At 70.7% G+C, this 24,778-nt stretch carries 38 protein-coding genes and 2 pseudogenes; 13 read left to right on the plus strand and 27 right to left on the minus strand.

What is annotated here, in order from left to right; genetic code table 11:
• Positions 1 to 62: 62 nt before the first annotated feature.
• From AC3IYJ_RS29100 to AC3IYJ_RS29115, 4 genes are read right to left on the minus strand one after another with little or no spacing between them, the layout of a single operon-like run.
• The gene (locus AC3IYJ_RS29100) at positions 63 to 659 is read right to left on the minus strand and encodes a hypothetical protein (RefSeq protein WP_489397494.1); all 597 of its coding nucleotides are present in this window, start codon (positions 657 to 659) and stop codon (positions 63 to 65) included.
• Positions 656 to 1,159, minus strand: coding sequence for a hypothetical protein (locus AC3IYJ_RS29105; RefSeq protein WP_489397495.1), 504 nt, complete (start codon positions 1,157 to 1,159; stop codon positions 656 to 658). Before AC3IYJ_RS29105 ends, AC3IYJ_RS29100 begins: the two co-directional genes overlap by 4 nt.
• A complete protein-coding gene (locus AC3IYJ_RS29110; protein ID WP_489397496.1) occupies positions 1,156 to 1,551 on the minus strand; it encodes a hypothetical protein in 396 nt (131 codons plus the stop codon). Before AC3IYJ_RS29110 ends, AC3IYJ_RS29105 begins: the two co-directional genes overlap by 4 nt.
• Positions 1,548 to 1,895 carry a hypothetical protein gene (locus AC3IYJ_RS29115; protein WP_489397497.1) on the minus strand — a complete coding sequence of 116 codons (348 nt, stop codon included), beginning with the start codon at positions 1,893 to 1,895 and terminating at the stop codon, positions 1,548 to 1,550. Before AC3IYJ_RS29115 ends, AC3IYJ_RS29110 begins: the two co-directional genes overlap by 4 nt.
• 156 nt (positions 1,896 to 2,051) lie before the next feature.
• Here AC3IYJ_RS29115 and AC3IYJ_RS29120 point away from each other — a divergent pair, with 156 nt between their 5' ends.
• Positions 2,052 to 2,345 (plus strand): helix-turn-helix domain-containing protein, encoded by a 294-nt coding sequence (locus tag AC3IYJ_RS29120; protein ID WP_489397498.1) that lies wholly within the window; start codon positions 2,052 to 2,054, stop codon positions 2,343 to 2,345.
• 141 nt (positions 2,346 to 2,486) lie between these two features.
• Positions 2,487 to 2,741, plus strand: coding sequence for a hypothetical protein (locus AC3IYJ_RS29125; protein ID WP_489397499.1), 255 nt, complete (start codon positions 2,487 to 2,489; stop codon positions 2,739 to 2,741).
• Between the two features lie 39 nt (positions 2,742 to 2,780).
• Here AC3IYJ_RS29125 and AC3IYJ_RS29130 read toward each other — a convergent pair whose 3' ends face one another.
• The 22 genes from AC3IYJ_RS29130 to AC3IYJ_RS29235 all read right to left on the minus strand — a co-directional run bounded on the left by AC3IYJ_RS29130 (position 2,781) and on the right by AC3IYJ_RS29235 (position 14,028).
• Positions 2,781 to 2,969, minus strand: coding sequence for a hypothetical protein (locus AC3IYJ_RS29130; protein WP_489397500.1), 189 nt, complete (start codon positions 2,967 to 2,969; stop codon positions 2,781 to 2,783).
• A 25-nt stretch (positions 2,970 to 2,994) separates the two neighbouring features.
• Positions 2,995 to 3,720, minus strand: coding sequence for a hypothetical protein (locus AC3IYJ_RS29135; protein ID WP_489397501.1), 726 nt, complete (start codon positions 3,718 to 3,720; stop codon positions 2,995 to 2,997).
• Between the two features lie 92 nt (positions 3,721 to 3,812).
• A complete protein-coding gene (locus AC3IYJ_RS29140) occupies positions 3,813 to 4,061 on the minus strand; it encodes a hypothetical protein (protein WP_489397502.1) in 249 nt (82 codons plus the stop codon).
• An 82-nt stretch (positions 4,062 to 4,143) separates the two neighbouring features.
• Entirely contained in the window at positions 4,144 to 4,554 is a 411-nt protein-coding gene (locus AC3IYJ_RS29145) for a hypothetical protein (RefSeq protein ID WP_489397503.1), read from the minus strand.
• On the minus strand, positions 4,551 to 4,754 hold the full coding sequence (locus tag AC3IYJ_RS29150) for a hypothetical protein (protein WP_489397504.1): 204 nt from the start codon (positions 4,752 to 4,754) through the stop codon (positions 4,551 to 4,553). The genes AC3IYJ_RS29145 and AC3IYJ_RS29150 overlap by 4 nt, the downstream gene beginning before the upstream one ends.
• Complete coding sequence (locus tag AC3IYJ_RS29155; protein ID WP_489397505.1) at positions 4,751 to 4,924, minus strand: hypothetical protein; 174 nt, start codon at positions 4,922 to 4,924, stop codon at positions 4,751 to 4,753. The genes AC3IYJ_RS29150 and AC3IYJ_RS29155 overlap by 4 nt, the downstream gene beginning before the upstream one ends.
• A complete protein-coding gene (locus AC3IYJ_RS29160) occupies positions 4,921 to 5,226 on the minus strand; it encodes a hypothetical protein (protein WP_489397506.1) in 306 nt (101 codons plus the stop codon). The genes AC3IYJ_RS29155 and AC3IYJ_RS29160 overlap by 4 nt, the downstream gene beginning before the upstream one ends.
• Positions 5,223 to 5,681, minus strand: coding sequence for a hypothetical protein (locus AC3IYJ_RS29165; RefSeq protein WP_489397507.1), 459 nt, complete (start codon positions 5,679 to 5,681; stop codon positions 5,223 to 5,225). The genes AC3IYJ_RS29160 and AC3IYJ_RS29165 overlap by 4 nt, the downstream gene beginning before the upstream one ends.
• 49 nt (positions 5,682 to 5,730) lie before the next feature.
• The gene (locus AC3IYJ_RS29170) at positions 5,731 to 5,937 is read right to left on the minus strand and encodes a hypothetical protein (protein WP_489397508.1); all 207 of its coding nucleotides are present in this window, start codon (positions 5,935 to 5,937) and stop codon (positions 5,731 to 5,733) included.
• Positions 5,938 to 5,947: 10 nt separating this feature from the next.
• Entirely contained in the window at positions 5,948 to 6,484 is a 537-nt protein-coding gene (locus tag AC3IYJ_RS29175; RefSeq protein ID WP_489397509.1) for a WhiB family transcriptional regulator, read from the minus strand.
• Positions 6,481 to 6,918, minus strand: a complete 438-nt coding sequence (locus tag AC3IYJ_RS29180; protein WP_489397510.1) for a RusA family crossover junction endodeoxyribonuclease — start codon at positions 6,916 to 6,918, stop codon at positions 6,481 to 6,483. Before AC3IYJ_RS29180 ends, AC3IYJ_RS29175 begins: the two co-directional genes overlap by 4 nt.
• Complete coding sequence (locus tag AC3IYJ_RS29185) at positions 6,915 to 7,241, minus strand: hypothetical protein (RefSeq protein WP_489397511.1); 327 nt, start codon at positions 7,239 to 7,241, stop codon at positions 6,915 to 6,917. The genes AC3IYJ_RS29180 and AC3IYJ_RS29185 overlap by 4 nt, the downstream gene beginning before the upstream one ends.
• A gap of 268 nt (positions 7,242 to 7,509) precedes the next feature.
• A complete protein-coding gene (locus tag AC3IYJ_RS29190) occupies positions 7,510 to 10,032 on the minus strand; it encodes a phage/plasmid primase, P4 family (RefSeq protein ID WP_489397512.1) in 2,523 nt (840 codons plus the stop codon).
• 137 nt (positions 10,033 to 10,169) lie between these two features.
• On the minus strand, positions 10,170 to 11,072 hold the full coding sequence (locus AC3IYJ_RS29195) for a hypothetical protein (RefSeq protein ID WP_489397513.1): 903 nt from the start codon (positions 11,070 to 11,072) through the stop codon (positions 10,170 to 10,172).
• Positions 11,069 to 11,875, minus strand: coding sequence for a PD-(D/E)XK nuclease family protein (locus AC3IYJ_RS29200; protein ID WP_489397514.1), 807 nt, complete (start codon positions 11,873 to 11,875; stop codon positions 11,069 to 11,071). Before AC3IYJ_RS29200 ends, AC3IYJ_RS29195 begins: the two co-directional genes overlap by 4 nt.
• A 94-nt stretch (positions 11,876 to 11,969) precedes the next feature.
• On the minus strand, positions 11,970 to 12,218 hold the full coding sequence (locus AC3IYJ_RS29205) for a hypothetical protein (RefSeq protein WP_489397515.1): 249 nt from the start codon (positions 12,216 to 12,218) through the stop codon (positions 11,970 to 11,972).
• Complete coding sequence (locus tag AC3IYJ_RS29210; RefSeq protein ID WP_489397516.1) at positions 12,215 to 12,466, minus strand: hypothetical protein; 252 nt, start codon at positions 12,464 to 12,466, stop codon at positions 12,215 to 12,217. The genes AC3IYJ_RS29205 and AC3IYJ_RS29210 overlap by 4 nt, the downstream gene beginning before the upstream one ends.
• Entirely contained in the window at positions 12,463 to 12,819 is a 357-nt protein-coding gene (locus tag AC3IYJ_RS29215; RefSeq protein ID WP_489397517.1) for a hypothetical protein, read from the minus strand. The genes AC3IYJ_RS29210 and AC3IYJ_RS29215 overlap by 4 nt, the downstream gene beginning before the upstream one ends.
• Positions 12,819 to 13,211 (minus strand): hypothetical protein, encoded by a 393-nt coding sequence (locus AC3IYJ_RS29220; protein ID WP_489397518.1) that lies wholly within the window; start codon positions 13,209 to 13,211, stop codon positions 12,819 to 12,821. Before AC3IYJ_RS29220 ends, AC3IYJ_RS29215 begins: the two co-directional genes overlap by 1 nt.
• Positions 13,208 to 13,471: a hypothetical protein gene (locus AC3IYJ_RS29225; RefSeq protein ID WP_489397519.1), complete on the minus strand. Its 264-nt coding sequence runs from the start codon at positions 13,469 to 13,471 to the stop codon at positions 13,208 to 13,210. Before AC3IYJ_RS29225 ends, AC3IYJ_RS29220 begins: the two co-directional genes overlap by 4 nt.
• Before the next feature lie 84 nt (positions 13,472 to 13,555).
• Positions 13,556 to 13,738 (minus strand): hypothetical protein, encoded by a 183-nt coding sequence (locus AC3IYJ_RS29230; protein WP_489397520.1) that lies wholly within the window; start codon positions 13,736 to 13,738, stop codon positions 13,556 to 13,558.
• Positions 13,735 to 14,028, minus strand: coding sequence for a helix-turn-helix domain-containing protein (locus AC3IYJ_RS29235; RefSeq protein WP_489397521.1), 294 nt, complete (start codon positions 14,026 to 14,028; stop codon positions 13,735 to 13,737). Before AC3IYJ_RS29235 ends, AC3IYJ_RS29230 begins: the two co-directional genes overlap by 4 nt.
• A gap of 274 nt (positions 14,029 to 14,302) precedes the next feature.
• Here AC3IYJ_RS29235 and AC3IYJ_RS29240 point away from each other — a divergent pair, with 274 nt between their 5' ends.
• The 6 genes and pseudogenes from AC3IYJ_RS29240 to AC3IYJ_RS29265 all read left to right on the plus strand — a co-directional run bounded on the left by AC3IYJ_RS29240 (position 14,303) and on the right by AC3IYJ_RS29265 (position 19,446).
• Positions 14,303 to 14,704: a hypothetical protein gene (locus tag AC3IYJ_RS29240; protein WP_489397522.1), complete on the plus strand. Its 402-nt coding sequence runs from the start codon at positions 14,303 to 14,305 to the stop codon at positions 14,702 to 14,704.
• 193 nt (positions 14,705 to 14,897) lie between these two features.
• Positions 14,898 to 15,164 (plus strand): hypothetical protein, encoded by a 267-nt coding sequence (locus tag AC3IYJ_RS29245; protein WP_489397523.1) that lies wholly within the window; start codon positions 14,898 to 14,900, stop codon positions 15,162 to 15,164.
• Between the two features lie 10 nt (positions 15,165 to 15,174).
• A pseudogene (locus tag AC3IYJ_RS29250) lies at positions 15,175 to 16,568 on the plus strand (YifB family Mg chelatase-like AAA ATPase); the annotation flags it as partial.
• Positions 16,565 to 17,752, plus strand: a complete 1,188-nt coding sequence (dprA, locus tag AC3IYJ_RS29255; protein ID WP_489397524.1) for a DNA-processing protein DprA — start codon at positions 16,565 to 16,567, stop codon at positions 17,750 to 17,752. The pseudogene AC3IYJ_RS29250 and the gene dprA, both read left to right, overlap by 4 nt.
• 209 nt (positions 17,753 to 17,961) lie before the next feature.
• Positions 17,962 to 18,798 carry an RNA polymerase sigma factor WhiG gene (whiG, locus tag AC3IYJ_RS29260; protein ID WP_489397525.1) on the plus strand — a complete coding sequence of 279 codons (837 nt, stop codon included), beginning with the start codon at positions 17,962 to 17,964 and terminating at the stop codon, positions 18,796 to 18,798.
• 90 nt (positions 18,799 to 18,888) lie between these two features.
• The gene (locus tag AC3IYJ_RS29265; RefSeq protein WP_489402959.1) at positions 18,889 to 19,446 is read left to right on the plus strand and encodes a TetR/AcrR family transcriptional regulator; all 558 of its coding nucleotides are present in this window, start codon (positions 18,889 to 18,891) and stop codon (positions 19,444 to 19,446) included.
• A gap of 116 nt (positions 19,447 to 19,562) precedes the next feature.
• Here AC3IYJ_RS29265 and AC3IYJ_RS29270 read toward each other — a convergent pair.
• A pseudogene (locus AC3IYJ_RS29270) lies at positions 19,563 to 20,006 on the minus strand (peptidoglycan DD-metalloendopeptidase family protein); the annotation flags it as partial.
• Positions 20,007 to 20,177: 171 nt separating this feature from the next.
• On the opposite strand from AC3IYJ_RS29270, the gene rpsB reads away from it, so the two are divergent.
• From rpsB to AC3IYJ_RS29295, 5 genes are all read left to right on the plus strand, one after another.
• The gene (rpsB, locus tag AC3IYJ_RS29275; protein WP_489397526.1) at positions 20,178 to 21,098 is read left to right on the plus strand and encodes a 30S ribosomal protein S2; all 921 of its coding nucleotides are present in this window, start codon (positions 20,178 to 20,180) and stop codon (positions 21,096 to 21,098) included.
• Positions 21,099 to 21,235: 137 nt separating this feature from the next.
• On the plus strand, positions 21,236 to 22,072 hold the full coding sequence (gene tsf, locus AC3IYJ_RS29280; protein ID WP_489397527.1) for a translation elongation factor Ts: 837 nt from the start codon (positions 21,236 to 21,238) through the stop codon (positions 22,070 to 22,072).
• 162 nt (positions 22,073 to 22,234) lie between these two features.
• Positions 22,235 to 23,014, plus strand: coding sequence for a UMP kinase (pyrH, locus tag AC3IYJ_RS29285; protein WP_330298815.1), 780 nt, complete (start codon positions 22,235 to 22,237; stop codon positions 23,012 to 23,014).
• Between the two features lie 99 nt (positions 23,015 to 23,113).
• Complete coding sequence (gene frr, locus AC3IYJ_RS29290; RefSeq protein WP_489397528.1) at positions 23,114 to 23,671, plus strand: ribosome recycling factor; 558 nt, start codon at positions 23,114 to 23,116, stop codon at positions 23,669 to 23,671.
• Entirely contained in the window at positions 23,671 to 24,750 is a 1,080-nt protein-coding gene (locus AC3IYJ_RS29295) for a phosphatidate cytidylyltransferase (RefSeq protein WP_489397529.1), read from the plus strand. Before frr ends, AC3IYJ_RS29295 begins: the two co-directional genes overlap by 1 nt.
• Positions 24,751 to 24,778 lie beyond the last annotated feature (28 nt).

A 24,778-nucleotide genomic window follows, 5' to 3' on the forward strand; every position in this document is an offset into this window, starting at 1 on the left:
TCATCAGTGCCCGCAGCCGGGCTTGGTCCACCATCCGCAGTCTGCGCAGTAGTCCATGTGGCTCACCCCCCGACCTTGTACGTGCGAGACTCGGAGGGGACTCGGACGACGGCTCCGGCCTGGCCGATGGCCTCTACACGCAACCCCGCTCGGGCCCCCTCCGGCGGGCCGTTGTTGGCGTTGGTGTTGGTCCCTGAACTGCACAAACAACCGCCGGAAGGGGCGCCACTCTCGCGTGCGGGAAGGGGCGGCACATCGTCGTGATGGACGCCAGGCCCATTGCGGCCGCCCGCGCGGACCCCGGCCCGCACGCGGACTCCCGCCTCGCTGAGGAGGGCACGCACGGCCTTGGTGTCGGGCAGTCCGGCGGCCTCTTGGAGCCGGGTCAGAAGAACGTGGCCGCCGTTCGCGGCCAGGCCCTGAAGCGCGGGCACAATGTCGACCGGCTCCGCATTCGCTTCCGTGCGGCGCCCGGCGGCCCAGGAGCGGGCCATGCGGTACCCGGCGGCCGTCAGGAGCCCGGTCACGAAGTAGGCGACGTCCGGGACCGCGTAGGCCACCGCTCCGGCGCCGCCGAGGGCGACCGCGAGGACGCAGCCGCCCGCGACCCGCCCGCCCGCGTGCTCCTCGTCAGCGGTGGACGGCTCGGTAGCGTTCACCGGATCATCCCCGTAAGCCAGATGCCGGACAGGTTCGCGGCGGAAGCCAGGGGGATCGCGGCATACCGGGCAATGCTGCCGGTCAGCGCGAGGCCGATTCCGGAGAGCCAGCCGCGCCATTTGGAGCCGGTGGCGCCGAAGTTGCGGCGGGCGATGAACGCGACGAGGACGAGGGCGGTCATGAACAGGCCGCCCTCGGTGAGGGGTGCGGCAGCGGTGCCGGGTGCGGTGCCGGTCTTGGCGCCGACGCCGAAGATGAGGATGCCGTCGCCGAAGGTGTTCATGCCCCACAGGGCGATGTCGCCGAGGAACCCGACGATGCCGCCCACGACCATGACGCTGAGAGCGCCGATGCCCCAGCAGAGGATGAAGGGGAGCAGGTCGCCAGCGTGGCGTACCGGGTCGGCACGGAGGGCTTTGATGCCGGGGTACCAGCGGGCGATTTCCCAGACGAGGAAGATCATGCCGAAGAGGACGCCGCCGAGGGTTGGGGTGATCACGGGGTACTCCGGGGTGCGCGGTCGGCCAGGGTGACGCTCGGGTAGCAGTCGGCGAACGCGTCGGCTTGCGCCAGGAGCTGCGCCGCGGCGGCGCGGAGTGCGCCAGCCCAGTGCGCCGCTGTCGCATCGTCGGTGAGCGTGTACGCCGGGCGGGCGTCGACAACGTCCTGAACTGCGGCGCTGAGGTGGCGCACGGCTGCGGCGGACTGCGCCACGCGCTGCGCCAGGCGCTCGCGGTGGGTGGCTGGTGCTGCTTCGGTCTGGCGCAGGTCGCGGAGCACGGTGTCCTTGGAGACGCCGAGCTCGTCGGCGATGCGCCGGGAGGATGCGCCAGTCTGCGCCAGGCGGCGCACGGTGGCACGCCGGGTGGCGACCTCGGTCGGGCTGGTCATCGGCCGGCCCCGGCAAAGTCGAGGAGGCGAAGTGCGAGCTCGCCGCGGGTCTCGGTGGGGCGCGGCATGAGCAGGGCCCCGAACACGAGTCGGTGGAGGAGTCCGTGCCGGGCGCGGTCAATGTGGCCGCGGTACGAGCGGTGCTTGACGTGGACCCAGGTGACTTCGGCGGCGAGGTCGTCGAGGTCGACGATGGTGGCCGGGTTGGTCGGGTGCTCCTGCCTGAGCCGGTCGGCAACGGCGGTGATGAGGTCCGAGAGGGCGTCGGTGTCCTTGACGGTCTCGTCGCGGGTCGCCTGGCGGAGGGCTTCTTCGGCCTGGCTGAGCTGGGTACGGTGTGTCATGGCTGTCCCCTGTTCGTGCAGGTGGATGGCCGGCCCCGGCGGAGGTGCGAACTCCGGCCGGGGCCGACTTGTTGAGCAGTGTGTGGACTGCTTGCTCACGACTGTAGGGGGCCCCTACAGTGATGGCAAGCGGCCTGCCCGAACGAAGGGGCTGGAGTGAGCGACGAGGAGGTGCAGCGGGTGACGGAAGCCCTGGATGAGGTCGAGCGCATCACCGACCCTGAGGCGCGCGTGCGGGCGCAGAATCGGATCATGGCCGCGCAGGTGCTGCGCAACAAGGTGTGGTCGGCCGAACGCCGCGAGCTGATCATCCGGCTGTGGGATGACGGCAACGGCCTCTCGTACCGGCAGATCGCCGACCGGCTCGGATGCAAGCTGAGCACCGTGCAGGACGTGTTCCGCGGCTACTCCGGGTCAGGGTCGCACCGGCCGAAGCAGGCCGCCGAGTGATCACTTTGCGGATGCCGCCAAAGTGAAAACGCTTGTCACTTTCGAGGCTCCGCGAAAGTGATCAGCCCCGTTCCCGGCGACGGGAACGGGGCTCTCTGCTGTCCGGATGCGCTTAGATCTGTCCGGCGGCAGGCTGGACGGATGGAGCATGCGCCGATCGTCGTACACCGGATCGCTGCGTCGGGTGGCCGGCGGGTGACGATCCGCGTGCAGGGCATCGATATGGTCCTCGGCGTCGCGCACTCGGATGCGGACCTGGTGGAGTTCCTGCGCAGGGCTGAGCTCCCGGACCCCGATCAGCTGGTCTTCGCGGATTCGACGCTGATCGAGTGGCAGGGCGACGGCCCGCACGTCTACGAGGCCGAGTACGAGCCGCCGCCTACTGACCTGCCGTGACCTACGCGGCCCCGGAGTGCGGACCCCGGAGCCGCCCGTTCAGCGGGTGCGCAGCTCGTACACGGCGTGTGGGACGCCGTCGATGAGCTTGGTCTCCTGAACATTGATGTACGCCACAGCAGTCCCGTCGCTCCGCCCGTAGACGATCGTCCGGACCTCGTCGTCGGTGTTGAGCGGCTCGGTGTGGCCGTCGCGGAACCCGCCTCTGAAATACGCGTGCGTCGTCATGGCGTCACTCTGCCTCGTCGGCCCCCTACGCCGCCATGGTGTTGGCGAGGGTCCACACCCGGCCGCAGGCGCCCGCGCAGCGCGCTTCGGGGTCCCGGCCGCCGCCGGCCAGGACGGTCACCTCGCCGAAGCAGCTCGGGCATGGCCGGGCCGCCGGGACCGTGCGCGCGGTGAGGTCGAGGGCGGACTTGATGCGCTCGGCACAGCCCGCGGCGACCTGCTCGACGTGGAGTAGCTGCGCGGCGGTGAGCGGTCGGAACGGCCCCTCCTCGTCGCTCACGCGGGCGTGCAGCCACCCGGCGGCATACTCGGCGGTCCGGAGCCCAACGTAGCGCCAGCGTCGCGGGTCGGCCTGCTCGTCGTCGGCGCACTGGTTGCGGAGCGCCCGGTCGACCGGTGACCAGCCGCGGGCCCGCCAGTCCGCCGGGGCGTGGCTGAGCGCGGGCCGGGTGATTTGCGGGGCGAGGGTGTCGGCGCAGTGGATGAGCGTGGTCTCGACGAGGCGTGCGGTGTCCAGCACCCGGATGGACAGCGGCGCCCGGGTCTCGCCGACCTGCTCCGGGCTGCGCTCCAGCGCGCGGAGAGCGGCGGCTTCCTCGCGGTCGGCCTGGTCGAGGCTGGCGAGGTACGTGCTCATGCGGCCGGCGGGCGGCCAGGTTGCGGCGCCGTGCTGGTCGAGGGCGTCGTCGAGGTGCGGCCACAGGGTGGCGATGGTGATGAGGGCTTCTGTGGCGGGGCTGGTGGTGTGCATCGGTGCTCCCGTGGCTGGGCGGGGGTACGGTGGGATCACCTGGGGGCGCATCCGGTCTGTGGCGGACGGTGGATGCGCCCCTCACGCATGTCTCAGGCGGGCTTCCAGGCGACGGAACCCTCTTCGACGTAGCCGTGTGCGCGGCTCTTGCCGGTGGGCTTGAACGTCTCCTCGTCCAGCTCGGTGAGGTAGTTCGTCCAGAAGGTGACGCGGGCTCGGGCGGCGCCGATGGAGCCGTACGGGCCCTCGTGCTTGGTGTCCTCGGTGCCGTCGCGATTCGTGATGGTGATGACGGCGCGGAAGACGGTGGCGTCGGCGGCCATGCCGATTGAGCGGGCCACGGCTACTCGCCCTTCCGGTTCTTGGCGCCGATCAGGGCAAGGATGATCAGGGTCACGCAAATGACGACGGTGATGTCGAGGCTCACGGGGTCTCCGGTCCGGGGCAGAGGAATGGGTAGTCGGGGTTGGTGCCTTCGCAGGCCGGGCAGTCCTCGGCGTTCGTTCCCTTCGCAAGGTGCTTCGGTGGCGTCTCAGGGCTCGTTGGCGGGCCGTCCAGGGCTCTACGGAGGTCACGAGCGCGGACCTCGGCGTACGGCCAGCTACGCGGTGCGAGCACTTCTCGGACGCGGGCGATGGCGGCTTCGGCCTGCTCGGCGCGGGTGCGGCGCTTCTCTGCGAGCCGGAACCAGCAGCGCCATGCGATGCGGGCACCGCCGGCCCGGCTGCGGGCACTGGTCCACGCCAGCCGGTAGCGCTCCCGTTCGGCGTACAGCTCGTCGAGTGCCGTGTCGGTGATCGTGTCGGCGGTGTGCCGGACGGGCTGTTCGGTCACGGCTGGCTCCGCAGGGTCTCGACGAGGGCGAGCAGGGCGGAGGCCACCGCAAGAGTTCCCTGGGCTTGGACAGCCGCGAGGGCTTCGCTGGTCGTGAGGTTGCGGGGCTTACCGAGGGTGGTGGTGAGCCGAGTGAGGTTGGTGGTGGCTTCGTTCACGCGGTCGAGGGCACTGTCGAAGGGGGTGGTGAGCTCGGTCATCGTCGGCTCCTGGTCTTCTGGCGGCCCCACGTGGTCGCGTGCGGGCCTCGTACGGCGCGGTTGGGGGTTCGGGTGTTGCGGCGGATGGCGTAGCCCAGAAGCAGACCCAGGGCGACAGCGAGGACGAACCAGCCGCCGAGCGCGAGGCCAACCACCGCCCAGCCGCTCACGGCTCCTCCCCGTCGTCCTCGTCGACGCTCGGGGTCCAGCCGGTGATCGTCGGGTACAGGTCGGCGTGGGCCCGGCACCCGTCGGCCACGGTGAACAGGATTTGGCGGTCTCCCGGTACCTTCTGCTCCGCGTGCATGCGGCCCTGGACCCAGCCCATGACGGCGGCCTCCTTGATGAGCAGCACCTCGCGCTCGGTGAAGCCGCGCAGCATCTGGTTCACCGCGGTGAAGCGGTAGGCGTCCTGCTGGGCGAGGTAGCCGACGAGGAAGTCGGGCAGGGCGGGGGGCTGCTGCTGGCTCATGCTCCGGCCTCCCCAACCGCCATGGCGCGGAACCGGTCGAGCGCGGCCTCGTCCTCGTCGCTGAACTCGTCGCCCCGGTCGGCCATGTGGTCGGAGGCGAGGTCGAGGGCGAAGGTGAGGAACTGCCGCTCGGCGACGGTGAACGCGGCGGCCAGCTGCTCGGCAGCGCTCTGCGGGTCGTTGGCGATCACGTCACTGGTGCTGGTCCACGGGTGGTGGTGGCTGGCCCTCGGGACATCGCAGTGCCCGCAGAGCGCTTCGTCGTGCGGCTCCGGCGTCTGTCCGCCGGCCTGGCGGGCCATGTCGCGCTCGCCGTTCACGAGCTCCTCCAGCCGAGCCAGGGGGATGACCACACCGTTCGGGCTGGTCTTCAGGAGGATGGCGGGGATGCCGAGCATGGGGCGGCAGGTGAGGCGGTCGCCGTCCTCGTCGGTGAACTCGAACCGGTTGGTCATGCGGGTCTCCTTGTTGCGCGCGCGGATCGGGGAACCGGATGTGAGCCGGTCAGGCGGCGTCTGGGGGTTCTGTGAGGCCGAGGAGCACAGCGGTGCCGCAGGGCCAGCGGACGGGGCGGGTGTAGCGGGTGGGTTGGTAGGCCTCGTCGTAGTGCGTGGTGGTGGTGTGGCAGCGGGGGCAGATGTTGGCGAGGGCTCGGCCGTCGATGAAGCTGAGGGTGGGTTCGTGGCCATAGGTCTCGCGTGTCTCGGGCATGGCGGGCCTTTCAGGCGGCGTCGGCGCGGCTGCGGCCGGTCTGAGGGGATCGGAGCGCGGCGCGGCGTGCGGCGAGGCGGCGTGCGTTGACTGCGCGGCAGAGCAGGCAGGGCTGTTCGCCGAGGGCGACGTGTGCGTTGTAGCCGGTCATCGAGCCGCCGTGGAGGGTGTGCTCGCGCTCCAACCGGGCTCGGCGGCTGCTCTCAACCTGCGCGGCACGCTTGGCCTGGCATGGCTCGCAGACTTCGCCGCGACGCCGGTGCTGCGCGTACGAGGTAGGGCTGTCGCAGTCCACAGGCGTCTTGCTGTCGCGCCGCGGGGTGACCGGTACTGCCCCGGGTCGGAGGGTCTTCGCGGTGAGGCCGCCCCACATTCCGTGTGTCGGGCGGGTGGCGAGCGCGTAGTCCCGGCACGGCTGGAGCAACGGGCAGCCAGCGCAGAACTCGCGGGCCTTCCGCTTGTCCTCGGACCTCGTGGAGAACCACAGCTCCGGGTCGTTGGTGCAGGGCCGGGGGTTGTCGTGGCGCGTCCACTCGTCGTTGATCATGATGCGGTCCTCCACTGGAACGCGGCGAACGTGACGGTGTCGACTTCCTGGATGTGCAGGCTGATGCGGCCGCCCTTGACCACGGGGCCGATGCGCATGTCGGGGCCGACAAGGTGGGTGTGGTCGTCGTCCTCCAGCACCCCTGCATCGACGAGCCCGTCGACTGCGGCTTTGAAGCTCGGATACCAGTTGGCCGGGTCGGCGCGGCGGCGCGACGGAGGGTGGAGCACTCCGAGGATGTAGGCGCGCTGCAGCACGGGCCCGGGGTTGGCCTGTGCCAACGCGGCGTGCATCGTCGGGTCCTCGGAGCAGGCCTCCATCGCAGCGCCGCGGATGGCCGCGGTGAGCTTCGCCTTGACCGCGTGGTGCGGGCGCTGGTTTGCGTTGAGCAGGGCCATCCCTGCTGGGAGGTGGATGGCGAAGTGTCGGGTCACAGCAGGGCCTCCTGTACTGGCTGCGGGGGGCAGCGGTGGTCTCGGAGTACGGGGTGTTGGTGGTGGGGCACGGTGAGTGGGTCGCGCCAGACGATGCGGCGGACGCCGAGGGTGCTGGTGAGCAGCCGCCAGGTGAGCCGGCCGGTCATGCGGGCCTGGATTTCCGTGGCGAGGTCGATGGGTTCCGCGTCGGCGACCACGTGGAGGGCCGCAGTACGGCCGGCCCACGCGGTGAGGATCAGGGCGCTGCAGCGCGGGCAGGTGCGTTCGATCGCGTGGTCTGCGGAGGCTGCGATCTTTGCGGCGACGCCGGGATGGGTCATCGGGTGCCGCCGGAGGGCAGTGCCGTTGCAGTGCCGTTGATGGCACTGCTGTTTCCGCAGGTCATCCGGGGTGGCAGTGCCGTCAGTGCCGTTAGTGCCAGTTTCTGAGCATCAATGCTCTTGTGTGCGTACGGAGCTGGATAGCTGTTTTCAACGGCACTGATGGCACTGCACGTCTGTGAGCTGCAAAGACGTACTGATTTCAACGGCACTTTCAACGGCACTTTGATGGCACTGCAACGGCACTGTGATGGCACTTGAAGGGTGATCATTCGTCGTCCTCCTCGTCAGCGGAGGGCGCGTTGAGTGCAACGTTGATGTACGCGTACTTGCCGTTGCTGGGCTTGCGGACGATTTCGAACCGGCGCAGTTCGCGGCCGAGCTGCCGTGCGGCGATGGGCTCCTCGCCCTCCACGCGGCACCACTGCTCATACGCCTTCCGGAACCGGTCGGTGAGTGTGCGGACGTGCGCGCCGCCGCCGACGGAGCAGGCTTCGGTGAGGAAGCGGGCGAGCGCGTCTTCCTCCTCGGCGTACTGCGCGGTCGCCGCGGTGACCGAGGCTGGGTCCTGTAGGCCGTCGCGGAACACCTCGGCGGCTCCGGCGACGATCCACGCGAGGATCCCGGGGGCTTCCTCGGCGATGAGCATGAGGTCGAGGTCTTCGATCACCTCGCTCGGGGTGCGGGTGAAGGGCATCAGCCGCAGGCGCCGCCAGAAGCTTTTGCCGCCGGCGGAGACGCGGGGCTGGTGGTTGCCCATCAGGAACAGCTTGTGTGTGGGCTCGAAGGTGAAGTGGTCCTGTCGCATGAAGCGTGCGGTGAGGCCGTCGCCGCCGGTGAGCTCCTTGACCTTGGCCTCGTCGAACTTGGCCTCCTGGTTGACCTCGGACGCGATGACGAGGCGCAGCCCGTGGAGCCGGGCGATCTCCGTTTCGTGGCGCTGGGCCCCGGCCATGAGGAATGCGTTCGGGGCGGTGGCCGCGTAGTCGCCGAGGACGGAGCGGAGCACGTTGAGGAACACGCCTTTGCCGTTGCCGCCGGGGCCGTGCAGGAAGGGAAGGATGTGCCAGCGCACGGACCCGGACGCCGCGTACCCGGCCATGCGCTGGACGTAGCCGCGGAGTTCCTGGTCGTCGCCGAAGGTCTGCGCGAGGAACCGGTCCCACTTCGGGGTGGCCATGGTCTCGTCGGGGGCGACGCGGGTGGCGCGGGTGTGCATCTCGTCCGGGTCGGGGGCGGACAGTGTGCCGGTCTTGAGGTTGACGGCGCCGTTCGGGGTGTTCAGCAGCATGCGGTGCGCGTCGAGCTGGCCCGCGTGGACGACGATGCGGGGGTCGGTCTGCGCCATGGTGACCATTGCGGCGATGCCTGCGGTGGAGAGGGAGCGCGCGCGGTGTTTGGCCTCGCCCTCGCCGTTGGGGAGGTCGCGGGCAATGGCTCGGGCCATTTCGCGGACGGCCCCGGCTTCGTCCCATGCCCACCGGTGTCCGTCCCAGCGGAGCCAGCGGCCGCGCTGCGGCACGTAGCGGACCTCCTGCTCGTGGAGGTCGACGAGGCGCAGAGCGTTCCCGTCGTCGGTCCGCGTGTAGGTCTCGGGCCCGATCTCGGTGGCTGGGTGCTGGACCACGTTGAGTGCGGCCGTGCCGTCGATCGAGGGCCGGGGGTTGGGGACTGCAGTGAGGTGGCGTACGGGCTCGGGTGCGGGCGCACCGTAGCCCTGACGGCGGAGCTCGCGTGCGGCGTCGGAGTGCTGGCCGCCGTGGTTGAGGAGGGCGTAGGCGCCAAACTTCGTGTAGGGGCGCTCGGCAACGAACTCGGTCGAGGTGGTGAAGACGTACAGCCGGTCGCGGTCCATGGCACGGCCGGTGGTCGCCGAAGGTTCCCGGCCGTCCTTCCCGGGGCGCTGCCAATAGGAGGTGCTGCCGGAGACGAACATGAGGCGCCAGCCGTGCGGGGTGAGGATGTCGGTCCAGCTGGCGCGCTGCTCGAAATCGTCCCCGGGGGTGAGTCCGCTGGCCCCGGTTCCGGCCGGGCTGCTACCGAAGAGGAACGCGGCGGCCTCGTCGAGGGGCTCGGTGATCACTTTCGCGGTAGCGGGAAAGTGATCAAGGTGTTCGTCGGTCGGGACGGTGTCGAGCATCCGGCACACCGCGTGCAGCGCTCGGTGCTCGTCGGCGGTGATGGTCGGCAGTGTGGCCGGGCCCCCGGCGAGGAGTTCGTAGGGTCGGTCGGTCGCGTGGACGGTGCCATGGCTGGGCGCGGTGACGACGAAGCCGCCCTCGCCGCGGGTTTCGACGAGGCCGCGCAGGAGCCTCTTGCGGGGGTGCCGGACGAGGACGTCCCGCTCGTCGTCGGTGAGCTCGTCCTCGCGTGCCAGGCGGCTGGCGAGCTTGGTGTTGCCCGGGGCGCCGCCGGTGACGAGGTAGTGGAGGTGGAGGCCGCCGGAGGGGGAGCGCTCCAGCCAGCCGGTGGCGATGCGCTGCCACAGCTCGGCCATGCCGGAGTTGGCGAGGATGTCGACGAGCTGCGTGAGGACGCCCTCGTCGACGGCGCGGCCCTCCAGCTCCAGCATCTCCAGGCCGCCGGACACGGCGCCGCAGACGACACCGACTCCGGGGTGGCCACCGGTGAACCAGGAGCGGACGAGGCCTTCCGAGGCCCGCTCAGTCTGCGCCCGCTTCCAGTCGCCCTGAGGTCTCTTGGAGCCGTCGGTGCGGACGGCGACCACCGAGCAGCCAGCCGCGTGCAGCGCAAGGGCTGCGGCGAGCATGTCGGGTGCGGTGTCGCTCAAGATGGCTCCTCGTGCCGTGGTGCGGTGTCGGGTGCAGTGCCTCGGGCCGGAGTCGATTCGGCGGCGTCACGCCGGGTCCGAGGCGGGTTGGTCCGTTCGGGGCTGCGGAGCGGTGGTCGCGCAGCCCCGAACGGCGGCTAGAACGGCGGCGGAGTGGTCGCGGCCTGCGCCTGCTGTGCGGCCTGCTGGGCGAGGAGCGCGGCGATGGCCGGGTTGGCGAGCTGCTCCGGGCTGAGCGCTGCGGCCACCGACGCGGGCTGCTGAACGGGGGCCGGGACGGGCACCGTGTACTGCGGCGCGGGTGCGGCCACTGGCGGCGCCGTGTACTGCTGGGGAGGCGTGGGCACGGTGCCGGGGTCCAGTGCGTGCAGCTCAGCGGCGACTGCGGCGACGTACTGCGCGGTGTACTGCTTCGGCGGGGAGAACCCGCGCTGTGTGGCCTGGCCGTCGTGGGTGTAGGTCACGGTGAGGATCCCGCCGACTTCCAGGCCGCGGGCTCCGGCCCCACGGACCGCGTCGGCGACCGCGTTCTTGAGCTGGCCCTTGACGAACAGCCGCCGCCGGCCGTCGTCCTCCTCAATCTCACGGTCGCGCTGGTCGGTCTGGACCGTGATGACGAGCTGGTTCATGGGGTTGCCGTCGGACCAGAACTTGGGCGTGCCGTCCTTGATGTCGCGCTGCTGCTCGACTGTGGGCCGCTCGGTGATTCGGCCCGTGAGGCTGGTTCCCGGGGTGGGGAACTTGGCGCTGGGGGCGCCGCCTCCGCCCATGAGGAAGTCGTCAGCGGAGGGGGCCTGGTACTGCTGCGGTGTCGTCATCTGCTTCTGCTCCTGCTGGTTGCTGGTGCCGAACGGGCCCATGTCCCGTCGATCGGTGGTGCCGTCCGTGTAGACCCGGTACGGCTGGCAGTAGGCGGTTGTGCACTCGCACCCTTCGTCGCATCGCGAGTCCCACTGCGCGGGCGGCCGCCGGTCGGGCACGGCGTGGACGCGGTGGTCGCAGATGACGCAGCGGCGCTGGCGCACGAACCGGGCGGTCATGCGATCAAGGCCTCAAGCGAGGCGCCCGGGTTGGTGCTGGGCTGTCCAGGGCATCCGGCGGCGAGGTCGTCGCTGCCGGGCTTGAGCCAGGGGCAGAACCGGCAGTTCGGCTTGTTGGGGATGGGGATGAGCCGCCAGTTCTCGGGGTGGTGGTCGAGCTCCAGTCCGGCCGCGGTGTCGCGGATCCGGTCGAGGCGGGCGAGCGCGGCTTCGGCGATGCTGCGGTCGTAGGGCTCGGACCACACGTGGACCATCAGCTCGTGGTGTCGGCCGATGAACGTCACGGCGACGCGGGTGGGCCGGTGTCCGGCGTTCTCCTGGCCGAGGCCGTAGAGATGGGCTTGGACGCGGTACTTCTCGCCGGGGCCCTGCCGCCGGTACTTGTCGTGGCTGCTCTTGCCGACGAGCTTCCAGTCGTTGTTGAGCAGGGCGAGCCGGTCGAACAGGTCCGAGCTGCCGGTGAGTGTGGCGGCCTCGGTGTGTCCTTGGCGCACGGTGACGCGTTCCTCGATGCGGTACCGGGGCTGCCCGTCGGGCATGGGCGTCTGGCGGGCTTCGAACTTCTCGGCCATCCACATGTGGAATCCGGTGCCGATGATCGCGGCGATGGGGTCGCGGTTGGTGTTGGTCTCGGGCCAGTCGAGGATCTTGTAGGTGAGCTGGCGTTCGCACGGCTCGCCGACCTCGGAGGGGCCGATCGCCCGCTGACGGCTGCGGCCGGAGTTCTTGTCCGCGTCGATGATGAGCTGGCCGATGCGCGCGGCCAGCTGCTCGCCGTACTCGTCGCTGCCGGTCGCGATCACTTCGCCACCCCGGCCCGGCGCGCGTCCACGTAGGCCTGGCTGTAGGCCTCGGCGCGGGCGACGAGCCGCTGGTAGGTGCTGCGGCGGATGAACATCAGATGCCTCCGTACGTGTTCACGGTGTAGAAGCGGCGCCCCGGGTCCTCGTCGTGGAGGTGCAGCAGCGTTTGCCGGTGCAGCTCCGCGAGGTCCTCGCGGGCGGCTTGGCGCCATGGGCCGGGCCCGAAGTGCGCGGCGTACAGGTGCTGCACGCGGCGGGTCGTCCACTGCCCGAGCCATTCCGCGGCCGCGGTGCGAAGCACGGGCAGTCGGGTATCGGCCGGGGCCGGCGCGGCCGCGTTCATCGGTCACCTCGGTCCGCGTTCAGGAGCGCGGCCAGGTACTCGGCGAGGTGCGGGTCCGGGACCTCGATGAGCGGTTCCGGGCAGCATCCGTACACGCCGCCGTCCGCGTCGGCGTCCTCGTGGTCCTCGTCGGAGCAGACTGGGGCGATGCCATCCGGCTCCCCGTCCTGCTGGATGTAGACGGGCCGCCACCGGTTCGGCAGGGCCTTGATGCTGGGCTCGCAGCGAATACGGTTGAGGGCGTTCACGCGGCACCCCGCTGCCTCGGTACCGACCGGCGTCCGGCGACGAGCAGAGCCGACGCGAGCCGAGACACCCCGGCGCCGTAGACGCTCATGGCGCACTCGTGGCCGACCTCGGTGAGCAGCTGCTCGACGAGCGTGTCCCGCTCGTGGGCGCCGTGGGAGTCGGCGCCCGACGAGGCGGCGTGTGCGGCGGCGATGTCCTGGAGCTGGTGGAGGAGCTGTTTGCCGTCCTCGGCGGCCAGCTCGGCAAGGGAGACGAGCACCGTGGTGAGGTAGTGGTTGATGTCGATGCGGGCGCCGCCGGGCAGAGGCGTGACGCCGATCCGGTACGGGCCGTCAACGGGCAGGTTGCTCATCAGGAGGTCTCCGGGAGGTCGTGGCCGAGGCGGTAGTCGTGGTGGAGGGGCCCGTCGTGCGGGTCCTCGGCGAGGAGCGCGGCCACGTGCGGGAACTCGGTGGCGATCGAGTTCCGGGCAGCGGCCACCTGGGCCTGGAATGCGCAGGTACTGCACGGTGTGCCGTACCGGTACGCCGCGTGGCAGGTGGGGCACGTCTGGTACGTGGCGGGTTCCAGGGCCTCCAGCTCGGCCACCCGGTCCCGCAGCGCCACCAACTCGGCGGCCGTCTCCACGGTGTTCAGCAGCCCGTTCGCGTCCAGCGCCACAGCGATCGTCGCCGGGACCGCGTTCGGGCGGCCCATGGCCTCGCAGATCACACGGGACGCGCTGCCGATCGACTGGGTGTTCACGCCGCACGCTCCAGGCGGACCAGCGGGCCGACGACCTCGGCGAGTTCGTCCTCGCGGGCCCACACCATCCGCGGGCAGTTGGCGGGGTTCACCTGCTCCGGGACGAAGAGGCGGCCGTCCTGGCCGTCCTCGACGAGCCGCCACACGAAGCCACGCAGGTCCCTGTACAGCTCGACCGGCGGGGCCGGGAGCGGGACGGGAATGTGGTGCGTGATGCCGCTCTGGCCGGGGAGGCCGGTGACGGTAGGCTGGTGGTTCATGGTGTTCCTCGTCTTCTCGGTGTTGGTGAGGAATGCCGGGGCTGTCTCGGACCTAGCCGTCCGGGCGGCCCCGTTTTCATGGGGTCAGGCGGCGATGGGCAGGCCAGCCGGACCGGTGGCAGGCCGTGCGGTGTCGAAGAGCGACTGAATCTGGGCCCGGGTGTCGGGGCTGAGCGGCGGAGCCGCAGCCACGAGTTCGCGGATGGCCTGCACTGCGGCGGGGCCGAGGCGCTGCTGGGCGGCTGTGCGGCTGAAAGTGGCGGTCACGCCGGCACTCGCAGCCGGGAGCGGCCCGAGTGGCGGGTAGCTCGCCCCGTGGGGGTGAACAGGATCAGGACATCTACGCCGATGGCCGATGCGATCTCGCAGGCGGTCGGGTAGAAGACTGCTTCCTGCTCGCCTGTCAGTAGGTTGCCGATGGTGCTGTGTGAAACGTCGGCCTTCGTGGCGAGCTCGCGGCCGGTAACTGCGGCGCCGGTGCCGGTGCGTTCCATGAGCTTGGCCAGGAGGTCTCGGTCGACGAGTCGGAAGAGCGGAATGGGCTTGTGGTCAGACATCTATGCGTCCACCTCGTGCAGTGAATTGTTGCACTGCTTGGATGGATGAAGCATTGCATAGCTTGGACGTCACGTCCAGCCTCTTGGGTGTGGCGTGTGAATTTGGCCAAACTCTGCTTTGCGCCCTAGCGTGCGCCGCTGCACTGCATGGACACTCTGTCCGGCGAGTGGGATGGCAGACCCCCCGCCACTTGGGGGGATAGGTGGACCGCCTCACTGGTCGCATGGACACCCCACGGCCCATGACATGACTCGGAGTGGCAGGATGACCCTCATGGCTGCACAAGATCGTTCCCCTGCGGCGGGGCGAAGCCAGCTGAGAGACCTCGCGCGCGACCGCAAGAACACTCTCGGGCTGAGCTACGACAAGCTCGCCGCGCGCTGCATCGACCCGGAAACCGGCGAGCAGACCGTGAAATCCTCCTGGCTTCACCGCCTCGCGACCGACCTCCCGGTGCAGATCCCGGACTACCCGATGCTGCGGGGACTGGCCGTCGGCCTCGACGTGCCGCTTGGGAAAGTGCAGGACGCCGCTGGCGCCGAGTTCTTCGGTGTCGACGTTGAGTGGTCCGCGTCGGGTGAGGCGCGTGCGCTCGTCGACAGCCTTGCGCCGCTGACGCCTACCCAGCGTGAGCAGCTTCAGCGACTCATTGAATCGTTCACCCGACAGGAATAGACATCGAGGCATATGCCACCAGCGGGCTGAACACGCTCTGTAGTTTTCATATGCTCGGTGTAGTCAGAAGCCGTTCAATGCGACACCATTGGCGGCACCGCCTGGGGGCGCGTTAGGTCCGATAGTCTGCATTTGCGCGCTCGCATTCGAACTTGTGCGCGGTTTGTGACGCAGGCAGCGCCAAGGGGGTCGCATGGCTGACAGTGAGTACACCCATCGGGAGCGTCCGCGCCCAGTGGAAGCTGAAGTAGTCGTCTCCGCGCTCGTACCGGACGGCTACGCCATGATCCCCATTCAGCTTCGCGGTAAGACGGTCCTCGCCGTCCACCCGGACCACGGCAGCGAGCAGCTCGCCAAGGAACTCACCGATCACCTCGCCCACGCGACTCAGGTCGGCATGGCTGTCCTCTACAACCCGATGGATCCGGTCGAAGAGGTGCGGGCGCACCCCGAGATTTAAAACTGCCTTTAGTGGGCCTTCGACCTGGCCGTGGCGGCGGCGGTGCTGGGGGCCGCCGAGGTGGTGGACCCCGGCGTCATCGCCGATCTCGTCCTCATCGGGGAGCTCGGCCTGGACGGCCGGGTGCGACCCGTCCGGGGGATCCTGCCGGCGGTGCTCGCCGCAGCCGAGGCCGGATACCGGCAGGTCGTGGTCCCGCAGCAGTGCGCGGCCGAGGCCATGCTGGTCCCGGACGTCTCGGTGCTCGGCGTGCGCAGCCTGCGGCAGCTGATCGCGGTGCTGACCGACGGGGAGGTGCCCGAGGAGGATCCACCGGACGGGCCTGGACGGCCCGACCCGATGCTGGCCGGGCTGGTCGTCCCCGGTGCCGGACTCGGCACGGGGGTCGCCCGGGGCGCCGAGGACGGGCGGGACTTCCCCGACCTCGCGGACGTCGCCGGACAGCACTGCGCCCGCCGGGCCCTGGAGGTCGCGGCCGCCGGGGGCCACCACATCTTCCTGAGCGGACCTCCGGGCGCCGGCAAGACGATGCTCGCCGAGCGGATCCCCTGGATCCTGCCGCCGCTCACCCGGCAGGACTCCCTGGAGGTCACGGCCGTCCACTCGGTCGCGGGCCTCCTGCCCCCGGGCGAACCGCTCGTCGCCCGGCCCCCGTACTGCGCCCCGCACCACTCGGCGACCATGCAGTCCCTCGTCGGGGGCGGGGCCGGGGTGCCCAGACCCGGGGCGGTGTCACTGGCCCACAGGGGAGTGCTCTTCCTGGACGAAGCGGCGGAGTTCAGCACCAAGGTCCTGGACGCGCTGCGACAACCCCTCGAAGCGGGGCACGTGGTCATCGCGCGGGCCGCCGGGGTGGTGAGGCTGCCGGCCCGGTTCCTGATGGTGCTCGCGGCCAACCCCTGCCCGTGCGGGCGGCACACCCTGCACGGGGCCGGCTGCGAATGCCCGGCCTCGGTGATCCGGCGTTACCAGGCCCGGCTGTCGGGGCCGTTGCTGGACCGGGTGGACCTCAGGGTGGAGGTCGAGCCGGTCACCCGCTCCGATCTGCTGGGCCGCGGCGGCCGGGGCGAAGCCACGGCGCTGGTCGCCGACCGGGTCCGGGAAGCCCGGGATCGGGCCGCGGTCCGGCTGGCCGGGACCCCGTGGCGGCTCAACTCCGAAGTGCCCGGCCACGAGTTGCGGACCCGCTGGCCGGCCGGTCCGGGTGCGATGGCCACGGCGGAGCGGGACCTGGAGCGCGGACTGCTGACCGCGCGGGGCCTGGACCGGGTGCTCCGGGTCGCCTGGACGGTGGCGGACCTGCGCGGTCACGACCGCCCCGACCCGCTGGACGTGGCCGTCGCCCTGGAACTGCGCACCGGCATCGCCCGCGGAGCGACGGCGACGATGGGACCCGGCTCATGACGGGCCCGCCCGGGCCGGAGCCGGGGCCGGAGGTGCTGGCGAGGGCTGCGCTGACCCGGGTGCTGGAGCCCGGGGAGGAGCACGGCGGGCGCTGGCTGCGCGCGCACGGGGCCGTCGGGCTGATACGGCTGCTGACCGGACCCGAGCCGGAGCCCGGGGTGTTGAGCGGGGTCGGCGCCGAGCGGCTGGCCGGCTACCGCAGACGGGCGGCGCTGGCCGACCCGCGGCGGGACCTGGCGGCCGCCGCCGAGGCGGGCGGGAGGTTCGTCTGCCCGCCGTCGGCGGAGTGGCCGACCCAGCTCGACGATCTCGGTGACGCCCGGCCCGTCGGGCTCTGGGTGCGGGGCCGGCCGAGCCTGCGGACCTGGGCGCTGCGCTCGGTCTCCGTCGTCGGGGCGCGCGCCTGCACCCCGTACGGGGCACACATGGCCCAGACCCTTGCCGCCGGGCTCGCCGAGCGCGGCTGGGTGGTCGTCTCGGGGGCGGCGTACGGGATCGACGGCGCCGCCCACCGGGGCGCCCTGGCCGCGGGCGGCGCCACGGCCGCCGTGCTGGCCTGCGGGGTGGACGTGCCCTACCCGCGCGGCCACGCCGGACTCCTCGGCCGGATCGCCGCCCAGGGGCTCGTGCTCGGGGAACTGCCGCCGGGGAGCCACCCCACGCCGAGCCGGTTCGTCCTGCGCAACCGGGTCATCGCCGCGTTGACCCGGGGCACGGTCGTGGTGGAGGCGGCCCACCGCAGCGGATCCCTGGTCACTGCCCGGCGGGCCCAGGCGCTGGGGCGGTTCACCATGGGCATCCCGGGCCCGGCGACCAGCGGGCTCTCGGCCGGGGTGCACGAGCTGCTGCGCGGGGAGGCGGTGCTGGTCACGGACGCCGCGGAGGTCATCGAGCTCGTCGGAGGGATGGGCGAGCTGGCGCCCGAGCGGCGCGGCCCGGTGATCGCCCGGGACCTTCTGGATTCCGGCACCCTGCGGGTGCTCGAAGCCCTTCCGGTCGGCCGGCTCGCCGACCCGGAGGAGGTGGCCCTCGCCGCGGGCACCGCCGCCGATGAAGTCATCGGCAGACTGTACGAACTTCACTCTCTGGGGTTCGTCGAACGGCAGGGCGACGGATGGCAGTTGACGAGGGCACCGCGGGGAGGAGGCACACAAACCGGCGCCACCCGGCGAGGCGGTCGTTGACCTGGGGCGTTCCGGTGTAAGAGTGAAGCCGATGAGAGACGCGGTCCTCCCGGTGGCACTCGCCGGGACCGTGCGCCAGGCGCCGGTCCCGGGCCGCCCGCGCGAGTCCGGGCGCCCTTGCGGGCCCCCTCGATCCCGTACCCTTCGCGCACCGCGACACTTCCGTCACGCTACGCTCCCAAGGAATCCGGCTCCGGCAAAGGCGAAGCATGCCCCAGCACACCTCAGGGTCTGACCGCGCTGCGGTGCCCCCCGCCGCACGAGCCGGCGAGCGGTCCACCGCGCCCTCGTCCCTGGAGGTGCTCTGGCGCTCGTACAAGGAGACGGCCGACGAGCGGCTGCGGGAGCAGCTGATCCTGCACTACTCGCCCCTGGTGAAGTACGTGGCGGGCCGGGTCAGCGTCGGCCTGCCGCCCAATGTGGAACAGGCCGACTTCGTCTCCTCCGGGGTCTTCGGACTGATCGACGCCATCGAGAAGTTCGACATCGAACGGTCCATCAAGTTCGAGACGTACGCGATCACCCGGATCCGGGGCGCGATGATCGACGAACTCCGGGCGCTGGACTGGATCCCCCGCTCGGTGCGGCAGAAGGCGCGGGCCGTGGAGCGGGCCTACGCCACGCTGGAGGCCCAGCTGCGGCGCACCCCCACCGAGAACGAGGTCGCGCGGGAGATGGGCATCGCGGTGGAGGAACTCCACGCGGTTTTCAGCCAGTTGTCGCTGGCCAACGTGGTGGCCCTGGAGGAGCTGCTGCACGCCGGCGGGGAGGGCGGCGACCGCCTCTCGCTGATGGACACCCTGGAGGACACCGCCGCCGACAATCCGGTCGAGGTCGCGGAGGACCGGGAGCTGCGGCGGCTGCTCGCGCGGGCCATCAACACACTGCCCGAGCGGGAGAAGACGGTGGTGACCCTCTACTACTACGAGGGCCTCACGCTCGCCGAGATCGGCAATGTCCTCGGCGTCACCGAGAGCCGCGTCAGCCAGATCCACACCAAGTCGGTACTGCAGCTGCGGGCGAAGCTGGCGGACGTCGGCCGCTGAGCGCGGGCCGAGCGGAGCCCGCACCGAGCGTGAGACGGCCTTGCGGTACGTCCGTAGAGTGGAAGCGTGCCCAGGATTCGAGCGGCCTCCGTGGCCGAGCACCGGTCGATGCAGCGTGGCTCCCTGTTGGACGCCGCGCGTTCCCTGCTGTCAGAAGGGGGTACGGAAGCGCTGACCTTCCCCGCCCTCGCCGAGCGGACCGGCCTCGCCCGGTCCTCGGTGTACGAGTACTTCCGCTCCCGTGCGGCCGTCGTCGAAGAGCTCTGCGCGGCGGACTTTCCCGTGTGGGCCGCCGAGATCGAGGCGGCGATGTCCGAGGCCGAGTCGCCGGAGGCGAAGATCGAGGCCTATGTGCGGAGCCAGCTCGGGCTGGTGGGGGACCGGCGCCACCGTGCGGTGGTGGCGATCTCGGCCAGTGAGCTGGACGCCGGGGCGCGGGAGAAGATCCGTGCGGCCCACGGCGGGCTGATCGCGATGATCGTGGAGGCCCTGGGGGCGCTGGGCCAGAAGGAGCCGCGGCTGGCGGCGATGCTGCTGCAGGGAGTCGTCGACGCCGCCGTCCGCCGGATCGAGGCGGCCTCGGGCGAGGACCCCTGCGTGATCACCGACGCGGCCGTGGCGATGGCCCTGCGGGGCGTCGGCGGATAGGGCCCGACAGGCCCCAGGGGGAGCAGGCGGGGCGTGGCCCTCGGGATCAGGGCCAAGGGGTTGAGGTAGGCCTCGCCCTGCAGGAGGCCCCAGTGCAGGCAGGGCTGTCCCGGGCAGTGCGAGCCGTCCGTGAGGACGGCGACCGGCTGGCCCGTGGTGACCTCGGCGCCCTCCGCGACCAGGGGGCGGACCGGTTCGTACGTCGTGCGCAGGCCGCCCGGCAGGGTGAGCGAGAGGACTCCGCGCCCCGCCACCCGGCCGGCGTAGTGGACCCGGCCCGGCCCCACCGCCCGTAGCTCCGCGCCCACCGGCGCCGCCAGGTCCACTCCGCGGTGGCCCGCCGCGTACGGGGTCGGGGGCGGATCCCACCAGCGGACCACCGTCAGTGGCGACGGGAGGGGTCGCGCGCCGGAGCCCACGGGGGCCGCGGCGGTGAGGGACAGGGTCAGCAGCAGGGTGAGGAAGAGCGTCGTCATGCTGCTCAGGGTCCCGCCCGCGGGCGGTCGGCCGACGGGCCTGTGGACAGCCGAGCGGCTGTGGAAAAGCACGTCACCCGGCATACCGCCGGGTCCCGTACACTTCTTGTGGCGATCCGGGTCACCGGGTCGACTTCGCACGCCCCAGCACCGGCCGCTCAGGCAGCCGGGTGACAGCGTCTCTCGGTCCCCTTCTTCGGGGGCAGGGCGCGACAGGGGCGTCAGGAACCAAACCGAGAAAACAAGGAGATGGCCATGGCCGTCGTAACGATGCGGGAGCTGCTGGAAAGCGGCGTCCACTTCGGTCACCAGACCCGCCGCTGGAACCCGAAGATGAAGCGCTTCATCTTCACGGAGCGCAACGGCATCTACATCATCGACCTGCTGCAGTCGCTGTCGTACATCGACCGCGCCTACGAGTTCGTGAAGGAGACCGTCGCCCACGGCGGTTCCATCATGTTCGTCGGTACCAAGAAGCAGGCCCAGGAGGCCATCGCCGAGCAGGCGACGCGCGTTGGTATGCCCTACGTCAACCAGCGGTGGCTGGGTGGCATGCTCACCAACTTCTCCACCGTCTACAAGCGCCTTCAGCGTCTGAAGGAGCTTGAGGCGATCGACTTCGAGGACGTCGCCGCCTCGGGTCTCACCAAGAAGGAGCTCCTGGTCCTCTCTCGCGAGAAGATCAAGCTGGAGAAGACCCTCGGTGGTATCCGCGAGATGTCGAAGGTCCCCAGCGCTGTCTGGATCGTCGACACCAAGAAGGAGCACATCGCCGTCGGTGAGGCGCGCAAGCTCCACATCCCGGTCGTCGCGATCCTCGACACCAACTGCGACCCCGACGAGGTCGACTACAAGATCCCGGGCAACGACGACGCGATCCGCTCCGTCACCCTGCTCACCCGCGTGATCGCCGACGCCGTCGCCGAGGGCCTCATCGCCCGTTCCGGTGCCGCCACTGGTGACTCGAAGCCGGGCGAGAAGGCCGCTGCCGAGCCGCTCGCCGAGTGGGAGCGCGACCTGCTCGAGGGCGAGAAGAAGGCCGACGACGCCGAGGCTCCGGCCGAGGCCGCTGTCGAGACCCCCGCCGTCGAGGCCGAGGCCGCCCCGGCCGCCGAGGCTGAGGTTGTCGCCGAGGCCGTCGTCGAGGCTCCGGCCGCCGACGCCGAGCAGGCCTGACCCACTGAGAGCGCCCGGCGTTCACGCGCCGGGCACTCACAGCACGGACGATGACGGCGGGGGAGGGTCGCGCCACGAGCGCGCCTCCTCCGCCGTTCACCCGTAGATCTACGACTTCGAGAGAGAATCACAGACTCATGGCGAACTACACCGCCGCTGACGTCAAGAAGCTCCGCGAGCTCACCGGCGTCGGCATGCTGGACTGCAAGAACGCGCTGGTCGAGGCCGACGGTGACGTCGACAAGGCCGTCGAGGCGCTCCGTATCAAGGGTCAGAAGGGCGTCGCCAAGCGCGAAGGCCGTTCTGCCGAGAACGGTGCGGTCGTCTCCGTCATCTCCGACGACAACACCTCCGGTGTCCTCGTCGAGCTGAAGTGCGAGACGGACTTCGTCGCCAAGGGCGACAAGTTCCTGGCTGTCACCAACGAGCTGGCCAACCACATCGCCGCGACCTCCCCGGCCGACATCGAGGCGCTGCTCGCGTCCGAGATCGCCCCCGGCAAGACGGTCCAGGCGTTCGTGGACGAGGCCAACGCCAACCTTGGCGAGAAGATCGTCCTGGACCGCTTCGCGCAGTTCACCGGCGGCTACGTCTCGGCGTACATGCACCGCACGATGCCCGACCTGCCGTTCCAGATCGGCGTCCTGGTCGAGCTCGACAAGGAGAACGCCGAGGTCGCCCGCGGCGTCGCGCAGCACATCGCCGCGTTCGCGCCGAAGTGGCTGTCCGCCGAGGACGTTCCGGCCGAGGTCGTCGAGTCCGAGCGTCGTGTGGCCGAAGAGGTCACCCGCGCGGAGGGCAAGCCCGAGGCTGCCCTTCCGAAGATCGTCGAGGGTCGCGTCAACGGCTTCTTCCGTGACAACACCCTGCTCGGCCAGGCCTACGCCCTGGACGCCAAGAAGTCCGTCCAGAAGGTTCTGGACGAGGCCGGTGTCAACCTGGTGCGCTTCTCGCGCATCAAGGTCGGCATCTGAGTCCGTCCGTACGCGACGGACACCGGACCCCGGTAGGGTCTGAAGCAGTCGCCCGCGCTCGCGCAGGACGACCGCAGATCTGACGAGGAGGCCATTGCCGTAGAGGGAACCGCGAGGACCCACCGGCAATGGCCTTCTTCGTATGTGCACGAGGAGATCTCCATGAATCAGGGCGTGGACCCCCACACCGCTTCCGACGACAAGAGCGACCAGGACAAGAAGGGCCGCCGCTTCATGCTGAAGCTGTCGGGCGAGGCCTTCTCCGGTGGCGGAGGACTGGGCGTCGACCCCGACGTCGTCCATGCCATCGCGCGTGAAATCGCCGCGGTGGTCCGCGACGGATCGGAGATCGCCGTCGTGATCGGCGGCGGCAACTTCTTCCGCGGCGCCGAACTCCAGCAGCGCGGCATGGACCGGGCCCGGTCCGACTACATGGGCATGCTCGGCACCGTCATGAACTGCCTCGCCCTCCAGGACTTCCTGGAGAAGGAAGGCATCGACTCCCGCGTCCAGACCGCCATCACCATGGGTCAGGTCGCCGAGCCGTACATCCCGCTGCGTGCCGTGCGCCACCTGGAGAAGGGCCGCGTCGTGATCTTCGGCGCCGGCATGGGCATGCCCTACTTCTCCACCGACACCACGGCCGCGCAGCGTGCCCTCGAGATCGACGCCGAAGCCCTGCTCATGGGCAAGAACGGCGTCGACGGGGTCTACGACTCCGACCCCAAGAAGAACCCGGACGCGGTGAAGTTCGACGCGCTGGAGTACAGCGAGGTGCTCTCGCGCGACCTCAAGGTCGCCGATGCCACCGCCATCACGCTGTGCCGTGACAACAAGCTGCCGATCCTGGTCTTCGAGCTGCTCGCGGAGGGCAATATCGCCCGCGCGGTCAAGGGTGAGAAGATCGGCACGCTCGTGAGCGACCAGGGCACCCGGGCCTGAGCACTCCGGGCCGAGCACACCGCTGCCGGTTCGCGCCCTGCCGGGCCGAGCCGGCTCCGCCCGCCTGAACCATCCATTTCTGATATGCAGGAGCACGTGGTGATCGAAGAAACCCTCCTCGAGGCCGAGGAGAAGATGGAGAAGGCCGTCGTCGTCGCCAAGGAAGACTTCGCGGCGATCCGCACCGGCCGTGCGCACCCGGCGATGTTCAACAAGATCGTGGCGGAGTACTACGGCGCCATCACGCCCATCAACCAGCTCGCGTCCTTCGCGGTGCCCGAGCCGCGCATGGCCATCGTGACGCCCTTCGACGCGTCGGCCCTGCGCAACATCGAGCAGGCCATCCGCGACTCCGACCTGGGCGTCAACCCCAGCAACGACGGCCGCATCATCCGGGTGAGCTTCCCCGAGCTGACGCAGGACCGCCGCAAGGAGTACATCAAGGTCGCCAAGACCAAGGCCGAGGACTCCAAGATCTCCATCCGCGCCGTTCGCCGCAAGGCGAAGGACACCCTCGACAAGATGGTGAAGGACAAGGAGGCCGGCGAGGACGAGGTGCGCCGCGCCGAGAAGGAGCTCGACGACGCCACCGCGAAGTACGTCGCGCAGGTGGACGAGCTGCTCAAGCACAAGGAAGCCGAGCTCCTCGAAGTCTGATGAACGACACTTCCTGGCAGCCGGAGCCGGTTCCGGCGGGTCCCGCATACGATGCGCAGGCGGGCCCGCACACTCGGCCCATGCCCATCGTGCCCGATGCCGCCGGCCGTGACTTCGACGACCGGGAAGCACGCGATCGGGGGGCCGCCGCTGACGGCGGCTCCCTCTTCCGCGCCGAAACGCCGCCGCAGGAGCCCATGCCCAGCCCTCCGCCGCCCCCGCCTTCGCAGGCCCCGCAGGACTCCTCCCCGCCGCCCCAGAAGAAGCGTGCGGGGCGGGACCTGCGCGCCGCCATAGGGGTGGGCGTCGGCCTCGGCGCGGTGATCTTCGCCTCCCTGTTCATCGTCAAGGCGGTGTTCGTCGGCGTCGTCGTCGTGGCGGTCGTCGTGGGCCTGTGGGAGCTCACCTCCCGGCTCCAGGAGAAGAAGGGCATCAAGGCCCCGCTGGTCCCGCTCGCGATCGGCGGCGCGGCGATGGTCATCGCCGGGTACGTCCGCGGCGCCGAGGGCGCCTGGGTGGCCATGGCCCTGACCGCCCTGGCGGTCCTGGTCTGGCGGATGACCGAACCGCCCGAGGACTACCTCAAGGACGTCACGGCCGGTGTCTTCGCCGCGTTCTACGTCCCCTTCCTGGCCACCTTCGTCGCGATGCTGCTCACCGCCGACGACGGGCCGCAGCGGGTCGTCACCTTCCTGGTCCTGACCGTGGTCAGCGACACCGGGGCCTACGCGGTCGGCTGGCGCTTCGGCAAGACCAAGCTCGCCCCGCGCATCAGCCCCGGCAAGACCCGCGAGGGGCTCCTGGGAGCGGTGGCCTTCGCGATGGGGGCCGGCGCGCTGTGCATGGAGTTCCTGATCGACGGGGGCTCCTGGTGGCAGGGCCTGGTACTGGGCTTCGCGGTCGCGGTCAGCGCCACGCTGGGTGACCTCGGCGAGTCGATGATCAAGCGGGACCTCGGGATCAAGGACATGGGCACGCTGCTGCCGGGCCACGGCGGGATCATGGACCGGCTGGATTCCCTGCTTCCGACGGCTCCTGTGGTGTGGCTGCTGCTGGCGGCGTTCGTCGGTACCGGCTGACCTGCGCGGTACCGGCTGACCTGCTCTG

The organism is Streptomyces sp. GL_140, from assembly GCF_057834465.1.